This is a genomic window from Microcoleus sp. POL10_C6 (assembly GCF_036701585.1).
Taxonomy (GTDB): Bacteria; Cyanobacteriota; Cyanobacteriia; order Cyanobacteriales; family Microcoleaceae; genus Microcoleus.
In genome coordinates this window covers 60,387-79,028 of the sequence record NZ_JAUBRB010000007.1, presented here as the reverse complement: position 1 = coordinate 79,028, position 18,642 = coordinate 60,387, and the positions used below count along the sequence as shown (strand labels likewise).

At 45.8% G+C, this 18,642-nt stretch carries 21 protein-coding genes; 16 read left to right on the top strand and 5 right to left on the bottom strand.

Annotation, left to right across the window (positions count from 1 at the left end):
* Position 1 precedes the first annotated feature (1 nt).
* The gene (locus tag QUA34_RS06070; RefSeq protein WP_333321978.1) at positions 2-1,330 is read left to right on the top strand and encodes a GH39 family glycosyl hydrolase; all 1,329 of its coding nucleotides are present in this window, start codon (positions 2-4) and stop codon (positions 1,328-1,330) included.
* A 332-nt stretch (positions 1,331-1,662) separates the two neighbouring features.
* Here the strand turns inward: QUA34_RS06070 and QUA34_RS06065 are convergent, their stop codons facing one another.
* Together QUA34_RS06065 and QUA34_RS06060 are read right to left on the bottom strand one after the other, a co-directional pair.
* Entirely contained in the window at positions 1,663-1,962 is a 300-nt protein-coding gene (locus QUA34_RS06065) for a contact-dependent growth inhibition system immunity protein (protein ID WP_333321981.1), read from the bottom strand.
* A complete protein-coding gene (locus tag QUA34_RS06060; protein WP_333384857.1) occupies positions 1,959-2,498 on the bottom strand; it encodes an RNase A-like domain-containing protein in 540 nt (179 codons plus the stop codon). The genes QUA34_RS06065 and QUA34_RS06060 overlap by 4 nt, the downstream gene beginning before the upstream one ends.
* Before the next feature lie 316 nt (positions 2,499-2,814).
* On the opposite strand from QUA34_RS06060, the gene rfbF reads away from it, so the two are divergent.
* The 6 genes from rfbF to QUA34_RS06030 all read left to right on the top strand — a co-directional run bounded on the left by rfbF (position 2,815) and on the right by QUA34_RS06030 (position 9,216).
* Positions 2,815-3,591 carry a glucose-1-phosphate cytidylyltransferase gene (gene rfbF, locus QUA34_RS06055; protein WP_333085176.1) on the top strand — a complete coding sequence of 259 codons (777 nt, stop codon included), beginning with the start codon at positions 2,815-2,817 and terminating at the stop codon, positions 3,589-3,591.
* Between the two features lie 205 nt (positions 3,592-3,796).
* Positions 3,797-4,861 carry an acyl-CoA dehydrogenase family protein gene (locus tag QUA34_RS06050; RefSeq protein ID WP_333384853.1) on the top strand — a complete coding sequence of 355 codons (1,065 nt, stop codon included), beginning with the start codon at positions 3,797-3,799 and terminating at the stop codon, positions 4,859-4,861.
* Positions 4,862-4,945: 84 nt separating this feature from the next.
* Positions 4,946-5,677: a cyclase family protein gene (locus tag QUA34_RS06045; protein ID WP_333384850.1), complete on the top strand. Its 732-nt coding sequence runs from the start codon at positions 4,946-4,948 to the stop codon at positions 5,675-5,677.
* 178 nt (positions 5,678-5,855) lie between these two features.
* On the top strand, positions 5,856-6,602 hold the full coding sequence (locus tag QUA34_RS06040; RefSeq protein WP_333321989.1) for a DUF1995 family protein: 747 nt from the start codon (positions 5,856-5,858) through the stop codon (positions 6,600-6,602).
* A 256-nt stretch (positions 6,603-6,858) separates the two neighbouring features.
* On the top strand, positions 6,859-8,136 hold the full coding sequence (gene iscB / locus QUA34_RS06035) for an RNA-guided endonuclease IscB (RefSeq protein ID WP_333321991.1): 1,278 nt from the start codon (positions 6,859-6,861) through the stop codon (positions 8,134-8,136).
* Positions 8,137-8,445: 309 nt separating this feature from the next.
* Positions 8,446-9,216, top strand: coding sequence for a metallophosphoesterase family protein (locus QUA34_RS06030; protein ID WP_333321994.1), 771 nt, complete (start codon positions 8,446-8,448; stop codon positions 9,214-9,216).
* Between the two features lie 209 nt (positions 9,217-9,425).
* Here the strand turns inward: QUA34_RS06030 and QUA34_RS06025 are convergent, their stop codons facing one another.
* Positions 9,426-10,277 carry a M48 family metallopeptidase gene (locus QUA34_RS06025; protein WP_333321996.1) on the bottom strand — a complete coding sequence of 284 codons (852 nt, stop codon included), beginning with the start codon at positions 10,275-10,277 and terminating at the stop codon, positions 9,426-9,428.
* Positions 10,278-10,648: 371 nt separating this feature from the next.
* Here QUA34_RS06025 and QUA34_RS06020 point away from each other — a divergent pair, with 371 nt between their 5' ends.
* Positions 10,649-11,173, top strand: coding sequence for a DUF4330 domain-containing protein (locus tag QUA34_RS06020; protein WP_333042459.1), 525 nt, complete (start codon positions 10,649-10,651; stop codon positions 11,171-11,173).
* Between the two features lie 195 nt (positions 11,174-11,368).
* On the opposite strand, the gene QUA34_RS06015 is transcribed toward QUA34_RS06020, so the two are convergent.
* Positions 11,369-12,274, bottom strand: coding sequence for an alpha/beta hydrolase (locus tag QUA34_RS06015; RefSeq protein WP_333322000.1), 906 nt, complete (start codon positions 12,272-12,274; stop codon positions 11,369-11,371).
* Positions 12,275-12,839: 565 nt separating this feature from the next.
* On the opposite strand from QUA34_RS06015, the gene QUA34_RS06010 reads away from it, so the two are divergent.
* The 6 genes from QUA34_RS06010 (at position 12,840) to QUA34_RS05985 (ending at position 15,442) form a co-directional block, all read left to right on the top strand.
* On the top strand, positions 12,840-13,418 hold the full coding sequence (locus QUA34_RS06010) for a hypothetical protein (protein WP_333384845.1): 579 nt from the start codon (positions 12,840-12,842) through the stop codon (positions 13,416-13,418).
* 65 nt (positions 13,419-13,483) lie between these two features.
* A complete protein-coding gene (locus QUA34_RS06005) occupies positions 13,484-14,128 on the top strand; it encodes an IS607 family transposase (RefSeq protein WP_333322004.1) in 645 nt (214 codons plus the stop codon).
* Between the two features lie 110 nt (positions 14,129-14,238).
* A complete protein-coding gene (locus QUA34_RS06000) occupies positions 14,239-14,532 on the top strand; it encodes a hypothetical protein (RefSeq protein ID WP_333384843.1) in 294 nt (97 codons plus the stop codon).
* A gap of 388 nt (positions 14,533-14,920) precedes the next feature.
* Positions 14,921-15,235, top strand: a complete 315-nt coding sequence (locus QUA34_RS05995) for a transposase (protein ID WP_333322008.1) — start codon at positions 14,921-14,923, stop codon at positions 15,233-15,235.
* Complete coding sequence (locus QUA34_RS05990) at positions 15,217-15,273, top strand: hypothetical protein (protein WP_333322245.1); 57 nt, start codon at positions 15,217-15,219, stop codon at positions 15,271-15,273. Before QUA34_RS05995 ends, QUA34_RS05990 begins: the two co-directional genes overlap by 19 nt.
* Positions 15,274-15,280: 7 nt before the next feature.
* Entirely contained in the window at positions 15,281-15,442 is a 162-nt protein-coding gene (locus QUA34_RS05985; protein ID WP_333085163.1) for a zinc ribbon domain-containing protein, read from the top strand.
* Positions 15,443-15,477: 35 nt separating this feature from the next.
* Here QUA34_RS05985 and QUA34_RS05980 read toward each other — a convergent pair whose 3' ends face one another.
* Positions 15,478-16,407 (bottom strand): hypothetical protein, encoded by a 930-nt coding sequence (locus QUA34_RS05980; RefSeq protein WP_333085162.1) that lies wholly within the window; start codon positions 16,405-16,407, stop codon positions 15,478-15,480.
* A 301-nt stretch (positions 16,408-16,708) separates the two neighbouring features.
* Here QUA34_RS05980 and QUA34_RS05975 point away from each other — a divergent pair, with 301 nt between their 5' ends.
* Both QUA34_RS05975 and QUA34_RS05970 read left to right on the top strand, forming a co-directional pair.
* Positions 16,709-16,873 (top strand): hypothetical protein, encoded by a 165-nt coding sequence (locus QUA34_RS05975; protein ID WP_333384838.1) that lies wholly within the window; start codon positions 16,709-16,711, stop codon positions 16,871-16,873.
* Positions 16,874-17,530: 657 nt separating this feature from the next.
* Positions 17,531-18,433 (top strand): MBL fold metallo-hydrolase, encoded by a 903-nt coding sequence (locus QUA34_RS05970; RefSeq protein WP_333085160.1) that lies wholly within the window; start codon positions 17,531-17,533, stop codon positions 18,431-18,433.
* Positions 18,434-18,642: the final 209 nt, after the last annotated feature.

Below are 18,642 nucleotides of genomic sequence, written 5' to 3'. Positions count from 1 at the left end.
TATGCAATTTACATTCAAGTTCCCACGTATTAATAAACTGCTGCCAATTGGTTTAGCTATTGTCACTGTTCTGTTAATAGCCTATTTGGGACAGCCAAGAGCGATCGCCCAACTGCGATCGAACGTTACAGTAGATTTTGGACAGCCAGCCACCGGTACAATTTCCATGAGTGGCATCCTGCACGGAATCGACACTGCCAAACCGCCGGATAGCTCGATCAAACCCTTGCAGCCCAAACTTTGGCGGGCGGGGAGACTCGATATTTACGATCGAGTAATCGCCAGCGGAGCCGAGTTTCAGTTAGTAGTCAGCGACTTGTGGGGCTACGGTAGCAATCCCAATGGCTGGCCCTATCAAAACTACCCCGCGTGGGAAGCATTCATCCGACAGTTAGCACAGCAAAATAAAGGCAAAAAAATTATTTGGGATGTATGGAATGAACCAGATTGGAAAGATCCATTTTGGAACGGAAGCAGAGAACAATTCTTTGAAACTTACAAAAGAGCTTACAAAATCTTGCGGGAAGAATTGGGGCCGTCAGCAATGATTGGCGGGCCAAGCCTCGGCCGCTACAGCAAAGAATATCTCGCCGCTTTTTTGGATTACTGCAAGGCTAACAAACTTGAAGTAAACTTCCTCTCATGGCACGAACTTAACGACACGATGATTTTATTTATTGACGATCACGTAATTGAGGCTAAACGCAATTTTCAGCAAAGTCCCTCTTACAAGGAACTGAAATTGCAAAAAATTTACGTCAACGAAATTGTCGGGAACTTAGCGCAGTACCAGCCGGGAGAAATCTTAGGTTATTTGTATAACTTAGAGTATGCAAAAGCTGACGGTGCTTGCAGAGCTTGTTGGGAGAGTAAAGGGCCAAATAAAGTTAGCAATTGCTTCAACAATACGCTGAGTGGGATGGTCACGCCTAATACTTTTGAGCCGAGAGCCGCTTGGTGGACTTACAAAGCTTATGCTGACGGAGTTAATTCGCGGGTGCGGAGTTGGTCAAATAACAATCGCCTTGTCGCTTTAGCCAGCAAGTCAAATCCTGAAGGTAAAGCACAGATACTTTTAGGTTATTTCGACCCCAATTTTTCCTCAGCAACAACGGTAACATTAACCCTCGGGAATTTGGAGCAGCTAGGTATTCAAAGAGGTCAGAAAATCACTCTCAAATTAGAAAAAATTCCCAACAATCAAGAAGGATCAGTGCCAAAGCTTGTCACCGTTAAAGAAGAAAGTTTGTCGGTGGGTAGCGGCAGCTTGGCTTATGTTATCCCTAATTTCAACGTCCACGAAGGCTACTTATTGACGGTTAGCAAGTGAGCTAGCTATCCTATTAAATTGTGGACAACTTGTAGGGACACGACGGCGCCCATTTGTGTCAACTTAACGTTAAACCGATAGTCCGACAGGGGTTGAAACCCCTGCCTCAAAGCTGAAGTCCTCTAAAAGAGGACTAATGAATTATTCAGTCCTCTTTTAGAGGACTTTGGCTATTAGACAGGGAATTCATTCCCTGGCGGACTGGCGGGTAGGCGCGAGGACTAGCGGACGAAAAGCTTAAGTTGACACGCTTTGGGCACTGCCGTGTCCTTACAAATATATAGACAAATTGTGGGGCACGGCAGTGCCGTGTCCCTACAAATATATAGATTTTATCTAGGATTATTCAAAGATTTTTGCACCGATTCCAACCACTCTCGGACTGTTTGATTTTCGGATTGTGGGTCGTAGTAACACCCTAATTCATCAAGGATTAATGCTTCTAAATCGGGTGGGGCGATCGGCATTTCTAGCAGTTTGCTGAGTTCTTGCGATGCAGCTTCAACACTTGCGGGCGGTTCGCTGCTGCGGTAGTTGTTCACTACATCGCTGGGAGTGTCAGCTTCTAATGGCCAGTCTTGGTGAAAGTAGGAACTGAAAAATTGGGTTAAATGAGGAAATGGATTGATCATTGGGGATAAGCTGTGAGAATAAAGTATCCGGGAGGTAATTTGGCGCTGCGCTGGAGGACGATTCTCAGGCGAGATGTTGAAGTTGCTTTGGATGCGCGGCGACGCAGAGTAATGCCAATTATTCTGTTGGCGTTGTAGTCGATCGTATAACGATTGCCTCGACTTTTCACCCAAGAGTCGATCGCACTTTGATTTCTGTTCATTGCTTCTCCAATAGCCGCTTCAGCGACGGAACGGTCAGTAAAAGAAGATGCTGCAGAAATTCTCGTTTCGCTTGCGAGTCGCTGTGCTAGTGCTGCTTCTGTTTTGCCAACGTGTCTTTCTAAAGTGTGTCCTCCTGCTGATTCGTGAAAGTCTAATCCGCCGCCCGGTATGTTGGGCACAAAAGCTAGGGTGGTTTGTGGTATAGTTGATCTTTCCGGTACAACAACCGTGGCGTAAACACCAGGTATAGCCGATTGGAATAATATAATTATTAAGGCGATCGCACAGAGGATACCTAAAAACTTTTTTAGGCGATCGAGTTGATTTTTCATTGCTGTTGAATCTATTTCTTATATTTAGTATAGGTGTTGGCTTTTTTTGTCTATTTCCTAATCTACCATTCGTAAGTTAGAAATTGCGCTGTATTCAAATATACTGTCCGCAGTACCCACCCTACTGTTAGTTATAAATTGCGCGCAGCATTCAAATACACGGTGCGGTCGCGCGCACCCTAGAATTATTTATAAGAGTTCGTGATTTCGGCGGTTTACAAAGCTTCACTCACTATGAGAAAATGTTAATAATTCTTTGAAAAAATCCCTGATGATTGATGATAAATTAATTTATCATCTTTAAAAATGTGACAAAATGCAAGTAGTTATCCTAGCTGGCGGTCTCGGTACTCGTCTCCGAGAAGAAACAGAATTTCGTCCCAAACCCTTAGTTGAGGTGGGGGGGCATCCAATTATTTGGCACATCATGAAGATCTATGCACACTACGGTTTCCAAAACTTTATTGTGTGCTTGGGCTATCGCGGCAACATGATTAAAGAATATTTCCTAAATTATGAAGCCATGAACAATGACTTTACTATCTGTCTGGGACGCCAACATACCATCACTTATCACGAGGAACATCTCGAACAAGATTTTAAAGTGACACTAGCTGAAACTGGCGCCGCAAGCATGACAGGAGGGCGGGTAAAACGGATCGAAAAATATATCGATCGCGAGAATTTCATGGTGACATACGGCGATGGAGTAGCTGATGTCGATATTGACGCCTTGATGGATTTTCACAAATCTCACGGGAAGCTGGCAACTGTCACTACATTTCGCCCGATTTCTCGCTTTGGAATTTTGGAGGTAGACAGCGATAGCCGCGTAGTTCAATTTACTGAAAAACCTCAAATCGACGGCTGGATCAGTGTTGGATATATGATATTTAACCGCCGGGTATTTGAGTATTTGGGGGGAGATGATTGTATTTTAGAACAAGAGCCGATGCAGCGTTTGGCGGCAGATGGACAGTTGATGGCTTACCGTCATGAGGGCTTCTTCTTTGCGATGGATACTTTTCGAGAGTACAAGTATTTAAACGAACTTTGGGATGAAGGGAAGGCTCCTTGGAAAGTGTGGAAATAATTTAGTTTTGGGGCGAAATTAGATTTCCGCCCCACACAATTTTGAATAAAAATTACTATAAAATTACCTCATAAATGCGGTTGCTTCGTAGATTTTTCGTGAGTTGTCGCAAAAATCGTAGTAACTGGGTTTTTATAGATCCCTATCCGTGGGAAGTGAAACTTTCCCAAATAAGGTGAAACTCACTATAAAATAATTATAAAAAATGGATTCGCAAGAAATTCTCAACAGCACAAAAACTTACTTACAAGAGTGCGTTGCACCCCACGCGGAAATTATCGACAGCGACTCGGAAGCGCTAAAAACAGCAGTTGCGGGATTGGAAGATCGATCGCTCTTAGCATTGCGAGTTCCCCAAAAATGGGGCGGTGCCGAAGTTGCACCGGAGATTTTTTACCAATATCAGGAATTGACGGCTCGATATTCCGGCGCTTTGTCTTTCCTGCAAACTCAGCACCACAGCGCAACTGCGATGCTTGCCAACAGCGACAATGAAATGCTAAAAAGCAGATACTTGCCCGCGATCGCCCAAAAAGAGTTACGCTTGGGTATTGGGTTTTCGCATTTAAGGCGATCGGGCGATCCGGCTGTCACCGCAACTCCCACAAAAGCGGGCTATTTACTGTCAGGAAAAGTTCCTTGGGTAACAGGTTTTGGATTGTTTCAAAAGTTTATTGTAGCTGCGGTAATTCCTGACGAACGCGCTGTTTTCGGTTTAGTGCCTTTTGCCAATATTGAACGCGAATACGGTAAAATAGCTTGTAGCGAAATCATGCAGTTAATCGCTATGAACTCGACTAATACTGTGACAGCCACTCTCGATAATTGGTTGCTGCATGAATCGGAAATAATTTCAGTTAAACCTGTCGGCTGGATTTCGGAAAACGACAGCAAAAATATACTGAATTTTGTTCCGGGTACTTTTGGCTGTATTCGAGCGGGATTGGATGTAATTGCAGCAGCGGCGGCGGCTAAGAATTCACCTTTTATAACGACAGCTTGCCAAAAACTAGAGCAAAAGCTCGATCGGCTAACAGAGAATTTCCAACAATCTCAACATAGCTCGAAAGCAGAACAATTAGCGCTGCGAGCTCAAGCCATTGATTTAGCCGTGCGTTGCGGGCACGCTGCGGTTGCAGTTTCTAGCGGTGCTGCTAACGGTGCGGTACACCCAGCCGGGAGAGTTTATCGAGAAGCTTTGGTGTATACTGTTTCCGGGCAAACAAAGGATGTGATGGAAGCAACGCTCGATCGACTAATCGAATTTTAGATTTTAGATTTTATATTTTATATTGAGCTCGCCGAGTGTCAAAAACTCAACTGTTTTTAATAAATAATAGATATATTTAACCTGATGACAAACAACTTAAACTCAAATAACTTAAAAACGATCGCCTACAGCAAAATTGTAGACTTAACCCATGCAATTCACCCAAATATTCCCATTTGGCCAGGAGATCCAGCGACAGAAATTGCCACAGTAGCTCAAATAGAAACAGACGGGTATTTCCTGCGAAAATTCTCGATGGGAGAACACAGCGGCACTCACATCAACGCACCCAACAGCTTTTATGCAGGAGGTGCCAGCATTGATAGTTATTCCCCGCAGTCGCTAGTTGTGCCGGCAATTGCGATCGACATCCGAGAGCAAAGTCTTGCCAATCCCGACTACACTTTAACAATTGATGATATATTGACTTGGGAACGGCAGCACAAACTTATAGAACCGGGAAATCTAGTTTTATTGTATACTGGCTGGCAAGAAAAATGGGATAATCAGGGAGCATTTTTTAACCGAGACGAGCGCGGAATTTGCCACTTTCCCGGATTTGGGAAAGCAGCCACTCAATTTTTGCTAGATGAACGCTCGATCGCCGGAGTTGGAACCGACACCCACGGAGTCGATACCGGGCGAGATGAAAGTTTTGCGGTTAACAAATTGGTATTGGAAAAGCAGCGAATAGTGCTGGAAAATCTAGCAAATCTCGACTTGTTACCTGCGGCTGACATCACTTTAGTTATCGGAATATTGCGCCTTGTGGGAGGTTCCGGTTCGCCCGTATCGGTGTTAGCTTTTGTTGCTTAGTGCGGTCAAACTTACATCTTGTACCATTCTCAAGAACAGGCTTTTCGTCCTGTTCCACAAAGAGTGAATTTTATTGTGGAACAGGCCGAAAAGCCTGTTCCTAAACAGGTAATTGAGAATGGTGCAATATCTCAGGTAAAATTAGATTGAGAGAAGTCGAGTAAAAACAATAAGATTAATGACAGAACTGCCCAAGGATCTCAACGAGGCGATCGCCCAATCCCGCATTGCCACCGCCGCTGCCCTCTCGGACGGCAAAAATCTACTGCAAGTCGAATTAGTATTTCCAGAAATCGCCCTGCAAGCACAGTCTATCACCCTACAATTTCTCCCAGAATTTGAGGAAATCTACCCCGGAGTAAAAGTCTTTTTTCCCGACACTGGTGCGGCAGCCCTCGCGCGCCGCGACTGGGGAGAAACACCGTTTAAAGTCACTGATTTGGGTAGCAGTCGCACCCCTGTTGAAGATAAAATATCACCGGAAGATCAACTTTTCATTTTGATCAATCCAGCAGCCGTAGAAGTGGCCCAAGTTGAAAAAATTTATATAGCTGCGGCCGGTCGCCCAGTAATTCTACTCAACCCGCGCCTGGAAGATGTTGCCACCATAGGTATAGGCTATGCGGGCCGACAATTGCGCGATCGATTCCTCAGCAAAATTGAATCCTGCTACTACATCAGACCCCTAGACACTGCTGCTTTATTCCGCTGCTACCCCCAATCGTGGCAAGTGTGGCTGGAAACAAACGACGAATACCAACTAATTTCTGAAACCGCCCAAAAACCTGTCGGAGACGACTTAGAGCGGATTTTAGCCAAAGCTCTCGGAACCGACGATCCTGACTCCACCACACCTGCAAAACCTCTAAAAAAGAAAGGTTTTTTGGCAGAACTCCAGACATTCCTCAAAGCTTTGACTCAGTAAGGAACCCCATAGCTAAAGCTAGGGGCTTTCAAGAAGTCCGACTCTTGCCGAGCGGTTCAAGGAGAAAGCCCGAACCTTACCAGAGACAGGATTAGACCTACGTTTTTCGAGTCATGATACCGGAGAATACGACGCTAGTTTTCCGCTCTATCGCCAAAAGTTAAACAGGCTTAACGGGGTTAAACCAGTGCTTTTGGCATAACAAGCTCAGAAAACATTCTCGAAGCGAACTTTACCCAGCAATGGAGGACTTAAAATGTCTAATTTTGTTTTTGTAATTGATGCCAAGAAACAACCGCTAGCACCAGTTCATCCCGGCTTTGCACGGCGACTTCTGAAGCAAAAACAAGCGGCGGTTTACCGTAAGTTTCCTTTCACTCTGATACTTAAAGAATACCAGGATGATCCAACCTTACCCAATTTAAAGATCAAGATCGATCCTGGCTCCAGGGTGACAGGTTTTGCCATATTGAAGGGCGCACAAGTCATTTGGGCAGCAGAACTAACTCATAGAGGTCAGGCAATTAAAGATGCTCTACTCTCACGCCGTCAACTGCGGAGGGGACGGCGCAATCGGCACACTCGTTATCGTCAACCAAGATTCTTGAATCGCACCCGCCCTCAAGGTTGGCTAGCACCCAGTCTGCAACATCGGGTCGAAACCACACTTACCTGGGTCAACAAACTAATCAAACTTGCGCCGATTGGGTCAATAGCTCAAGAACTTGTGCGATTTGATTTACAACAACTTGAAAACCCTGAAATCTCAGGTATTGAATACCAACAAGGCACACTTTTGGGTTACGAAATTCGCGAATATCTTCTTGAGAAATGGGATAGAAACTGTGCTTATTGTGGTGTTACAAATACACCATTACAGGTTGAACATATTCACCCTAAAGCTAAAGGCGGGACGAATCGTATCTCGAATCTTTGTCTGGCTTGCGATTCTTGCAACAAAAAGAAAGATACTCAAGAAATTGAGCAATTTCTATCCCAGAAATCTGATGTTCTCAAACGTATCCAAGCACAAAGAAAACGCTCTCTTAAAGATGCTGCTGCGGTCAACTCGACACGTTGGGCATTGCTCAATCGGCTCAAAAAAACGGAACTTCCTGTGACCACGGGTTCTGGCGGTCAAACGAAGTTTAATCGGACTCGTTTACAACTGCCTAAATGCCACTGGTTAGATGCAGCGTGTGTAAGCAAAGTCGAAGAATTGAAGGTGCTGACTTCTCAACCGCTGCTAATCAAGGCAGCCGGACATGGAACCCGACAAATGTGCGGTACAGATAAGTTTGGCTTCCCAATTCGTCATAAATCAAGAAAGCAAATTCATCAAGGTTTTCAAACTGGTGATATTATCAGTGCGACCGTCACCGCCGGCAAGAAAATCGGCTCTTACACGGGACGAGTTCTATGCCGTGCATCCGGCTCGTTTGATATCGCCACCACGATGGGAAGAGTAGCAGGGATTAGTCATAAATATTGCAAACCAATTCATAAAAAAGACGGTTATTCATATGGATTTTGATTCGAGGCGACTGAAGTCGCAGCCACTTTCCTCCCGATGTCGGTAGCCCGGGGCTTCTCGCTCGTTTTTCGGTGAAATAACTCAAAGCTTTGCCTCAGTAACAGCAGTTGCAGAAGCAAAATTAACAGCTTGCCTGTTTTTCTATCAGTAGCTAGGCAAACAGCTACTGGTGAGCTTTACAGAATCTTTATAAAAAGCAGTATAATGGGTGACACCCCTCCACCGTAAAAGAGGGGAGGCAAATAACAGCAAAATCAGATGCTATAAGCTAGAGATGGGGCTTTTGAGTCAGGGAAGCGGATAAACACAATGGAGCACCGGCGCATTGTTATCGGGGACGTACACGGGCATTACGACGGCTTAATGACCCTGCTAGAGGCACTTGCCCCCAGCTCGAATGATCGCGTCTATTTTTTGGGAGACTTAATTGATCGTGGTCCCAAAAGCGCTCAGGTATTAGATTTTGTGCAGCAAAGCCCCTACCAAACTCTGTTGGGCAACCACGAACAACTGATGCTGGAGGCTTTGTCAGGGGTGCCGATGGATATGCGAGCGTGGCAATCTTGGCTCTACAGCGGCGGCGATGCGACAGTAGCAAGCTACAGAGATACAGGGATGATGCCGTACAAACACTTAGAGTGGCTGCGATCGCTCCCTACGTACCGGGACTTAGGGGACATCTGGCTGGTTCACGCGGGCGTTGACCCCCATCTGTCGATCGATGAACAGTCGATCGAACAACTTTGTTGGATTCGCAGGGAATTTCACACCATGTCGAAACCCTATTTTCCCAATAAATTAATTATCACAGGTCACACGATCACCTTTACCTTTCATGGGGTGAGACCGGGCGAATTAGTCAGGGGCGAAGGGTGGTTGGATATTGACACGGGTGCTTATCATCCCAAAAGCGGCTGGCTGACAGGATTTGACCTCAGCTACCGCAGAGTTTATCAAGTAAATGTATTTAACCATCAAGTCCGAATTTTGCCGTTTGACGAAGTTGTCAGGCAATTGAAGCCGCAGCCGATTGCACCCCCGGAACCTGCGATCGATTCTGTTGTTCCACAGGAGTGTTAAATCAAGTTTTAGTTGTAGGGTATGTCAGCTTAAGTCCGATCTATTAAATCGAAATTAATTTGCTGCTGACTTACCCTAGTAACTGGATTTATTTTTTAACGAACCGCGAAGACGCGTTAGCGAAGCGGCGCGTTAGCGCTAGATCGCGAAGTAAGAAAAGAGAAGAGAAGAGAAGAGAAAATAAGAGAGTGCCTGACTGATTTACATTTCTACGAACCTAAAAGTCTGCGGATTTCTAGCCTGTAATTCTCATTATCCAAACCTTCACCGCTAGCAAGATCTGGATCTATAGCCTGCGAAATAGCAGCAATGCGATCGCCAGTTGCCGGGTGAGTGCTCAAAATGCTCGGAGGAGAAGGCTTATTGAGCAACTTTTTCATAAAATCAACCATCCCAGATTGAGCGTAGCCCGCTCGCCCCATAGTTTGCAATCCCAACTGATCCGCTTCATACTCAGCTTGGCGACTGTGGGGACGGCGCAAAGCCAATTCCACGCCAATCTGAACCGCCTGAGATCGATCGAGCCCTGTCGCCGAAGCTACGCCTGAAGCTATGGCCATTTGACGCATTTGTTTAATCGCGTGGCGAGCATTAATGTGAGCGATTTCGTGGGCGATTACACTTGCCAATTCTGCCTCATTGTCCGCCGCCGTCATCAAACCTTTATTCACATAAACAAAACCGCCCATAGTTGCAAAAGCATTAATCGTGTCGTCGTCAATCACTTGAAAAGTATAAGGAATATTTGGGCGAGTGCTTTCTTGAGCGAGTCGTTGACCGATGCGGTTGATATATTCTGTAGTGTCGCGATCTCGGTCAATCTTAAACTCGCTGCTTGTCAACTGCTGATTAATTTGTCGGCCAATAGTCACCTCTTGGCGATCGGACATATTCGACAATTGAATAACTTGAATGCCCCGAAAAATCAGTTCAGGCAAAGAAAATGCTTGAGTCGGTTCCGGGGAAACCACCCCGATACCCGCAGCCACAATCAGGGACAGAAACAGATAAATCCCCCGGCCGCAAGTACGCCGGCAAGTCAACCAAAAATTTTTTAACATGAGTGATAGGTGCCAGAAGTTAGATAAAATTGTAGGAAAAACTCGAAAAGTCACTAAATAGGCAGACGTAATTTGAGGCTGCTTAGTTGCTATTCTAGCTTTTTGTCAATTTTTAACGTCGCCACCAGCTTCTGGGCGATCCAGCCAAGGCTAACCAACCGCCGTTAACTGCCTTCTGGGTTAAGTGCCCCAGTCATGCGGATTTTGGGCGATCGTTGTGGTAATATCTTTTAGCTTCAGGACTTACGCATCAATAAAGTATGTCATTGCCAGCGGTAGCTCAGCAATAGCACCATCTGTTTTTCATCGATGTCTGCGTAAGTCCTGAGCTTGTAAACATACTCCTGTCGCTATCAGTATAATAGGCGATTATGAAAATTTTGGATTCTCAAGGCCGGCTATTCGGCAAACTCAGTATTCTAGACGTAGCTGCCGCTCTGATCGTACTGCTAGTTGCAGTCGGAATCTTTTTCTTTCCCGGCACTTCTGGCGGTTCCGTCGCCCAAGTCGGCACCAGTGTCAAACCTGTAGAAATTGATGCAATTGCGATCGGTCTCAAAGGAACAAACGTTCAAGATTTGTTCAAACCAGGTGATAAAATCAATGTGGTAATCCGCAATCAACCCTCCGGTCAGATTACCATCAAATCGGTCAAAACTCTCACCAGAACCCTAGCAGTTCCTCAGCCCAACGGCACTCTGAAAGCTCTCCCCGATCCCAGAGAAGAAGAAGCTTTCAGCAAAAATATGATGTTTACCTTAGAGGGAAAAGGTCAACTTACTGAAAATGGCCCTGTTTTAGGTAATACGAAAGTCAAAATTGGCACTACGCTAGAGCTTGAAGGCAACAAGTACATTTTCAACGCCAGCGTTATCGACGTGCGAGTAAAAGAATAATTAGTAGTCAGTAGTCAGTAGTCATTAGTCATTAGTCCTTAGTAATGGGTAAGGACTAATGGGTAATGGGTAATTAATCTTCCTTGTTGCCTCTTCCTCCATCCGTTACATCCGTTAAAAAATCCGTTGCCGAACTTCCTTCTTCCTTTTTCCTCCATCCGTTACATCCATTTAAAAATCCGTTGCCGAACTTTTTCACCCTTCCGAAAGCAATTTTAAGTATTGCCGAATTAAGCCAATCGTGACAGCGGGAATTTCTAACTGCGGAGTCAAACCTACGTTTTCCAGAGGTTGAAAAACTTTGATTGCTTCGGGGTTGAGATTTGCCAACCGCTGGCCGATATCGGGCCCGGTAAACTGCGATTTTTCTCCCCAAATAATCGCTGTCGGCCTTGTTAGCTGAGTGATGTACAGCGACAAATCAAAGCACAAATCTCCCCGCACAAAAGACAGGGCGGCATATTCTGCATTTGGTTCCAAAGCAGATTGGAGGTAAGCATCAACAATTTCTTGGTAAACGCGACGCGAATCGGCAAATTGGCGTTGTTCTAGGAAGCTACGGATGCCGCCGTCTGTGGCGATTCCGGTACTGTAGAGCAAGCGATCTAAAATCGGCGTGTTGACTAGCTTAGCGAAGAAACTGCTGCCGTAATCTTGTCCGAAGTCCGACAAACCGCTGGGTATGGTCAAAATCAGAGATTTGAAAAGATCCGGCCGTGCGATCGCAGCTCGAATCGCGATCGCCCCTGTTAGCGAAGAAGCAATCACCTCTGTCGGACTGCCGCAAGTTTTTTCGAGAAATTCGATCAAAGTTGTGATATAATCTTCAACCTGATAATTTCTTGCCGGATGTTCCGATCGCCCCCAACCGATTAAATCAGGTGCTAAAATTCGATATTCTGTCGCAAAAGCCGGATAAACTTTCGACCATTCGTAGGCACTCGACCCGCCGCCAAAACCGTGAAAAAATACTAAGTTCGGCTTATTTTCCGAAGTTGAGGTCGGCAACCCCATCCAAGGCATTTTTTCAGCAGTGTAGTAAACCATTCTGCCGAGAGAAGTAACTATTGATCGCTGACCGAAGCCGAGGGGTACAAGCATAAACTAACCTTAATCGCTGTTATATTTTAGATTCTTTTCCGTCGCCCCGTCTTTGTTTAAAAAACTTGCAAAGCTGGTGGCGTTTTTGTAAAGATTGAGTAATGATTTAAATCTATTTTAGTACAGGTGAAGCGTGAAACTACAGACAGCAAGTAAGTTTTGCGATTTGGGCAATTCGGCTGTGTAGTTATCCTTACCCTTGCAAACTACCGCTGATGGGAGATAATAGCAAAATGATGGGTAAGACCCCTCAACAAAATAGAGTCTGTTCGCTAACTGGGAAAGCAGGCGCTCGGAAAGGAGGACTATTAGAACTGGCTTTCAGGCAGGCGGCAGGTTTGCCGACGCTCGCCAATCACAAATCATTAATCACGATATTTTGCGGAGCAGTGGCTTTTGAGGTCGAAAGTCTTTGTTGGAGGGCGGGCAATGGGGTTTCGATTCCTAATTGCAGGTTTGGCAATCACTGACCTCGCCGTTATCAATTCCAAAACAGAAGAAACAACTAATCTCAGGGAGGTCTACTAAAATGCAACTGCTCAGAAAAAGGGATCGCGAGGGTTTTATGGTTGATGCGAAAAGTCTTCAATCGGACGGGTTTGCAGAATTTGACACAGCCTGTCGAAGCATGGATTTAAACGGCAAAAAGTCTGTTGTCGCCACTCCAGAACGCTCAGGCGCAGGGTCAGAGGTGCGATCGCGTGCCACAGTACCTGCGATCGTCCGCGTAGCTTTAGAAGACTTGAAATGCTTTGAAGTAGTAGAACACCAGTTTGCACATTGGGGGGTGACTTTTAGCAATGCCGTCGCCATCCAACCTTCAAACCCAGCATTTTTCACGGGTTCTGGGGCAACAGTGTTAATGGGCGCCCCCAAAAGCGGACTGATAGAAGTAACTTTTAAGTATCCAGTTCGCTGGGTGTCAGGACTTGTCACCAGTTCGCGACGAACTGTTTTATCAGCTTGTGACATTGACGGCAACCCAATTGTTCAGGATGAAATGCCGGCGCCCAATCTGGTCGGGTCTAATTCTCCGATCGCCCCTAGGGCTCCCCTGCGCGTAAAAGCTCCGAATATTCATCGAATTAGTTTTTACGCTTTTGACGGTCAGCTAATAGTCGATGACTTAATGTTTGGATTTTAGATTTGAACTAAATTGCCAAATAGTTCGCTAAACTTATCCATAGTTAATCCTTAAGAAGAAGTTTTATGTGGAAAGTGGCAGAATTTGGAAAGTTAGTTGGAGTTTCGTCTTCTACCTTACGGCGTTGGGAAAGTGAAGGCAAGTTAGTCCCCAATAGGACACTAGGCAACCAGCGTCTTTATACAGAAAGTCACCTGAGTATCGCCCGAAATCTGAAAACAGGTAAAACACCAAACCGAGTTATCGTCTACTGCCGCGTCTCATCCACTGCACAAAAACCAGAGTTACTTCGCCAGACACAGGCTATGGAACAATTTTGCTTGGCCCAAGGTGTCTCCATCACGGACTCCATTCAAGAGATTGGGGGAGGACTGAACTTCAATCGTCCCAAATTCCTGCAAATCATACAATGGGCAATACAGGGCGAAGTCAAGATGCTATACGTGGCTCACAAAGATCGACTCTGCCGATTTGGATTTGAATTGGTCGAGCAAATTCTACAGTGGAATGGCGGAACGATTATCGTCGCCAACGCCGAAACCCTTTCACCGCATGAAGAATTGACTCAAGATTTACTCTCGATTATCGACTGCTTTTCTTCCCGCATCTACGGGTTACGGAAATATCAAGCAAAAGTTAAGAATATTGTAGAGGATATAGATCCTTGTTCAGAGTCCCATATACTTCACCAAGTAAAGAATTCCAAGTAAGTTTAACTATGTTTGCCGTCAAACGATCGCTAAAATTGAATAACAACGAAGCGACTTTGATGGCAAAACACGCAGGATGAAGGCGGGTTGTGTTTAATTTCGGGTTAAGCTTGCGAACTCAAATATATAGTGAGGGCAAGCTTTCGGACTCGAAGGTGATAAATGAAGTCAAAAAAGTTCTCACCAACCACGTCAAGAAGCAACCTGAATTCGCTTGGATGAATCGGTTGTCTAGCGGAGTCTACCAAAACGCTTTGATTGACTGGAAAGATGCGTTTACTCGGTATCGTTCCGGGAAAGCAGGTCATCCAAACTTCGCCAGTCGCCGGAATAGTCAATCTTTTACAGTTGACTCATCTAGCCCAAAAGTTCTTCTAAAAGGTGGTAAGCTGTCGCGCATTTAAATTGTATATTCAGGGCGGGCGGGACGCCCAACCCCTACTCCCCACAAGACTTTAAATTTTTTTGACATACAATTTAAATGCCACAACAGCTTAACACCATTAAGATTCCTACATTGGGAACGTTTCGGCTTGGCGTGTGCCACTAGAATGTGGTTACGTGTCTCAAACTTTTACTCTTTCAAAATAAGGCAGTCGTTGGTTTATTTCATTGTGTGTTGATGCAGAACGTTTACCAGTTCAGCAATCTCAGGCATCCGTGGGAATCGACCTAGGCATTAACTATGAATTAAAGATGTCCCAATTGCGATCAGCCCTCGCAGGGTGAGTTTTGTAACTTCAAGCGAAAAGGTAATTCCTACCGTGAATCAGCAACGCCGCACCAAAACCGTTGATAGGCAGTGCGAAAACCAAACTTGCTACTTTACAACGTCAAGCGTCAAAGCAGGTAAAAGGCTCCAATAACCAGCGCAAAACCTACAATAAAATTAGCCTAATTCACACACAAATAGCTTGTATTCGTCAAGATTTCTTGCACAAGTTAACAATTTACTTAGCCAAGACTTTCAAGCTCATCAAAATAGAAGACTTGAATATAAAAGGGATGATGGCTAATCACAAACGGGCGGGGCAATATCCGATCTTGGGTTTTACGAGTTCAAGCGTCAACTCGATTACAAATGCCAAATGTATGGAGCAAATTTAATCCTAGTAGACCAATGGTACCCTAGTTCTAAAACTTGATCGAATTGTGGGAATAAAAAAAATATGCCACGCTCGTCTTCGGACTTATGATTGTCCTGCTTGTGGTAGATATATCGATCGCAATTGGAATGCAAGCGTTAATATTTTGAACTGGGAACCCTCGGCAGCCAGGGATAGCCGACTCTTTCCACTACGTTCCACTCAATAGCGTAGGAAGTAAACTCGGACGATCTAAAAATAGCTTTAGATAAGTTTAGATAATTTGTCCGAAGCAACAAAGCCATAAGTAGCGTCCCAAGTCTGCAAACCTTCGAGAAGGGCATTGCGGACTACAGCTTCTGGTTCCCGACTCAGCATCAGGCGAAAGCACTCGGCAGCGCGGGAACGGGCGATCGAACTTTTGACGGAACTCACAGGGCCAAACCCACCCTGATTCACCAAATCGGTCATTTGCCGCACTGCAATCAAACGCTTCACGGGGTCAGCATCAGTCAAATCCGCCAGAATGCGATCGAGCGCCACTTCATCTTTTGCGGCCCCCAGACTCAACCCTTGCCGCAGCAACAGCCCTGCAATCGCGATCGTGCCCAAATTCTGCAAAATCACGCTCAAAGCCATCCAGTGGCTGCTTGAGTCCGCCCAAATCGCCAAACTCATGTAAGCGCCCAAGGTAGCAATGCCGCCGGTGCCGACGGCTAAAACGAACCGACGGTTCGGGCCCTCCCAAAATTGCTCGCCTTTTGCCCGCAGCAATTGCCAGTCCCACGACTGCCCTCGGTAAACCAGCATCATCGCTGCTATCCCCAGGCCTGTGGAAAAAAGTAACTGACTGTTCCACCACCCCCAAACTGCTGCCAGGGTGACAACTCCCAGCCAACCTTTTGATCGAGTCAAACTCTCTAGCAGCCACTTGAGAAACGCAGTAGAAACCACAGGCGATCGGGCCCAGGAGGTCTTGCCATTTACCCTCTGGCGTCTTGTTTCGACAGTCCGGCCTGTGGCTGTTGGGGTTGCCGGCGGGCGATCGTCCAAACTAAATTCTCTCAAAGCTTGACCATCAGTTATTTCTAAAGACAGGTCGCTCAACGGAAGATTACCGAGTTCTAAAGTGCGATCGGACACTTTCACAGGCGATCTATTCAGCTTGGTTGTAGTTTTTTTAACTTGATTCATACTGACTTTTTTGAAAAATAACTTAAAGTTATCCAGGCTTTTTTAGCACTGATTTAGATTCTCGGCAAATAAGACTCTAAGCTTCTATGATACCGGAAATTCAACCCCGTGGCGAGTACCGCAACTGCGCTGAATTCCGAGAAATCCTTACCAAAAATAGAGCTATTGAAGATTTTTGAGAAAATCACTAGAGGTTAACAGCGAATATTTCTGCATCACTCTGGAGACAGAAAGGCGATCGGAGTTGGCATGATGGCAAAAAATCAAAATTTTTTAATTTCCGAAAATAGGGGAATTTTGAGTGATTCAATTCGTCCGCCAAGAAATGCACGACGAAAATTTAGCCTTTTGCCAGCAGGCCCGGACTCTCGCTGCTACTCCGGTGTCAGATGAGGCTGGGTTCAGCTTGACCGCTGGCGGGACGAACCGCAGCCTCCGGGCGGGCCGAGAATCCAGACAGTATTAGTTGATAATTAATAGCAGAAGCATTCCTAAACTGCTAAGATTTTTGAATTAATGGGAGTTGAGTTAATTAAACCGGGTTCGGGTAAAAACGAGTCCCTGATGCTCATGGGCAGCGGTTAAATGGCCGGATCATCTCCAGTCGGGTAAATTAACCGTCATTCTTGTAGAGGCGCCTTTACGCCCGATCGGCAATATCAGCCAGATATCGGCGCAAAAAAGTCCCGACACCTGCATATTATGGTTGATCGACCGGAGTAGATAGCAGGAAGCCCATCATCCGCGTTCTAACCCGTAAAGCAGCAAGGCAAACAACCGACCGCGCGATCGTGTTCGCCAAGTGCGGAGGCTGGAAAAACAGCGGCTTTTGACCAAACTAATACAGAACTACTGCCCCAAAGTGTGTCTGCGGAGGTTAGGCTAGTGAAGAGACGAAAAGAATAGTTACGATCGAGACTTCATTAGTCTACCTTGTAATTTATTGCTCAGTTGTCAAGCCCAACAGTTTTGCATTCTCGCGATGAGCGAGACTCTTGGCACTTCCAACAAGTGGGGAACTCGACCGTTAAAGAACTTGGGTTTGATGATAAAGCCCTTAGTAATATGTAAACACCTTATCGATAACTCGCCAACTCGCCAGAACAATCTTGCAAGAAAACCCATGTCTAGTATGCAAAACCAATTCACGGTTCACTTCTGGGGCGTTAGAGGTAGCATAGCGTCTCCCGGGGCAGAAACAGTACGTTACGGGGGCAACACGCCCTGTGTAGAAATGCGAGTGGGTGACAGCCGCCTAATTTTCGATGGCGGTACTGGATTGCGGGTTTTGGGACAAACTCTCCTGTCCCAGATGCCCGTAAAAGCTCATATGTTTTTTACTCACTCTCACTGGGATCACATTCAAGGATTCCCATTTTTTGTCCCAGCTTTTATTCCTGGGAACTGCTTTCACATCTATGGGGCTATTGCTCCTAATCAGGCTACTATCCAGCAGCGCCTCCATGACCAGATGCTGCACCCCAATTTTCCGGTACCCCTGCAAATTATGGGGGCAGACCTGAAATTTAACGATATAGAAGTGGGCAAACCGCTGGAAATCGGAGAGATTAAGGTGGAAACTGCTTTGCTGAACCATCCTGGGGAAGCTATAGGCTACCGCGTCAACTGGCGGGGGTATGCGGCTGCTTACGTGACTGATACCGAACATTTTCCCGACCGTTTAGACGAAAATGTGCTGCATTTGGCTCAGGATGCTGAGGTGCTGATCTACGACGCTACTTATACCGATGAGGAGTATTATGCCGAGAAGAGCAGCAAGGTCGGCTGGGGACATTCGACTTGGCAGGAAGCGGTGAAGGTAGCAAAGGCTGCTAATGTCAAAAAGTTGGTGATTTTTCACCACGATCCGCTGCACAATGACGAGTTTTTAGACAGGGTGGGAGAACAAGTGGCTCAAAGGTTCCCGAACAGTTTGATGGCGCGGGAAGGTTTGTCGTTACAATTGTTGCCTCCTGATAACGATTTGTCTGAAGCGTCGGTGCAAGCGCCTCAAGTTCATGTCTGATGGATTTGAGCTTGTCAGATGGTTCTGAAATATTGATCGGTGAAATCTGACATTTAAGCGAGGGCTGACCTCACTTAAAGACGGATACCGTGCCACGTACTTCTGTCGTGGAAAACCAAAAAGTTTAGACCAAAGTTCCAGCTTCCAGATTTATCTGTGGAGTCAATTCTAAAATCTAAAATCTAAAATCTAACATCGACTGGCGATCG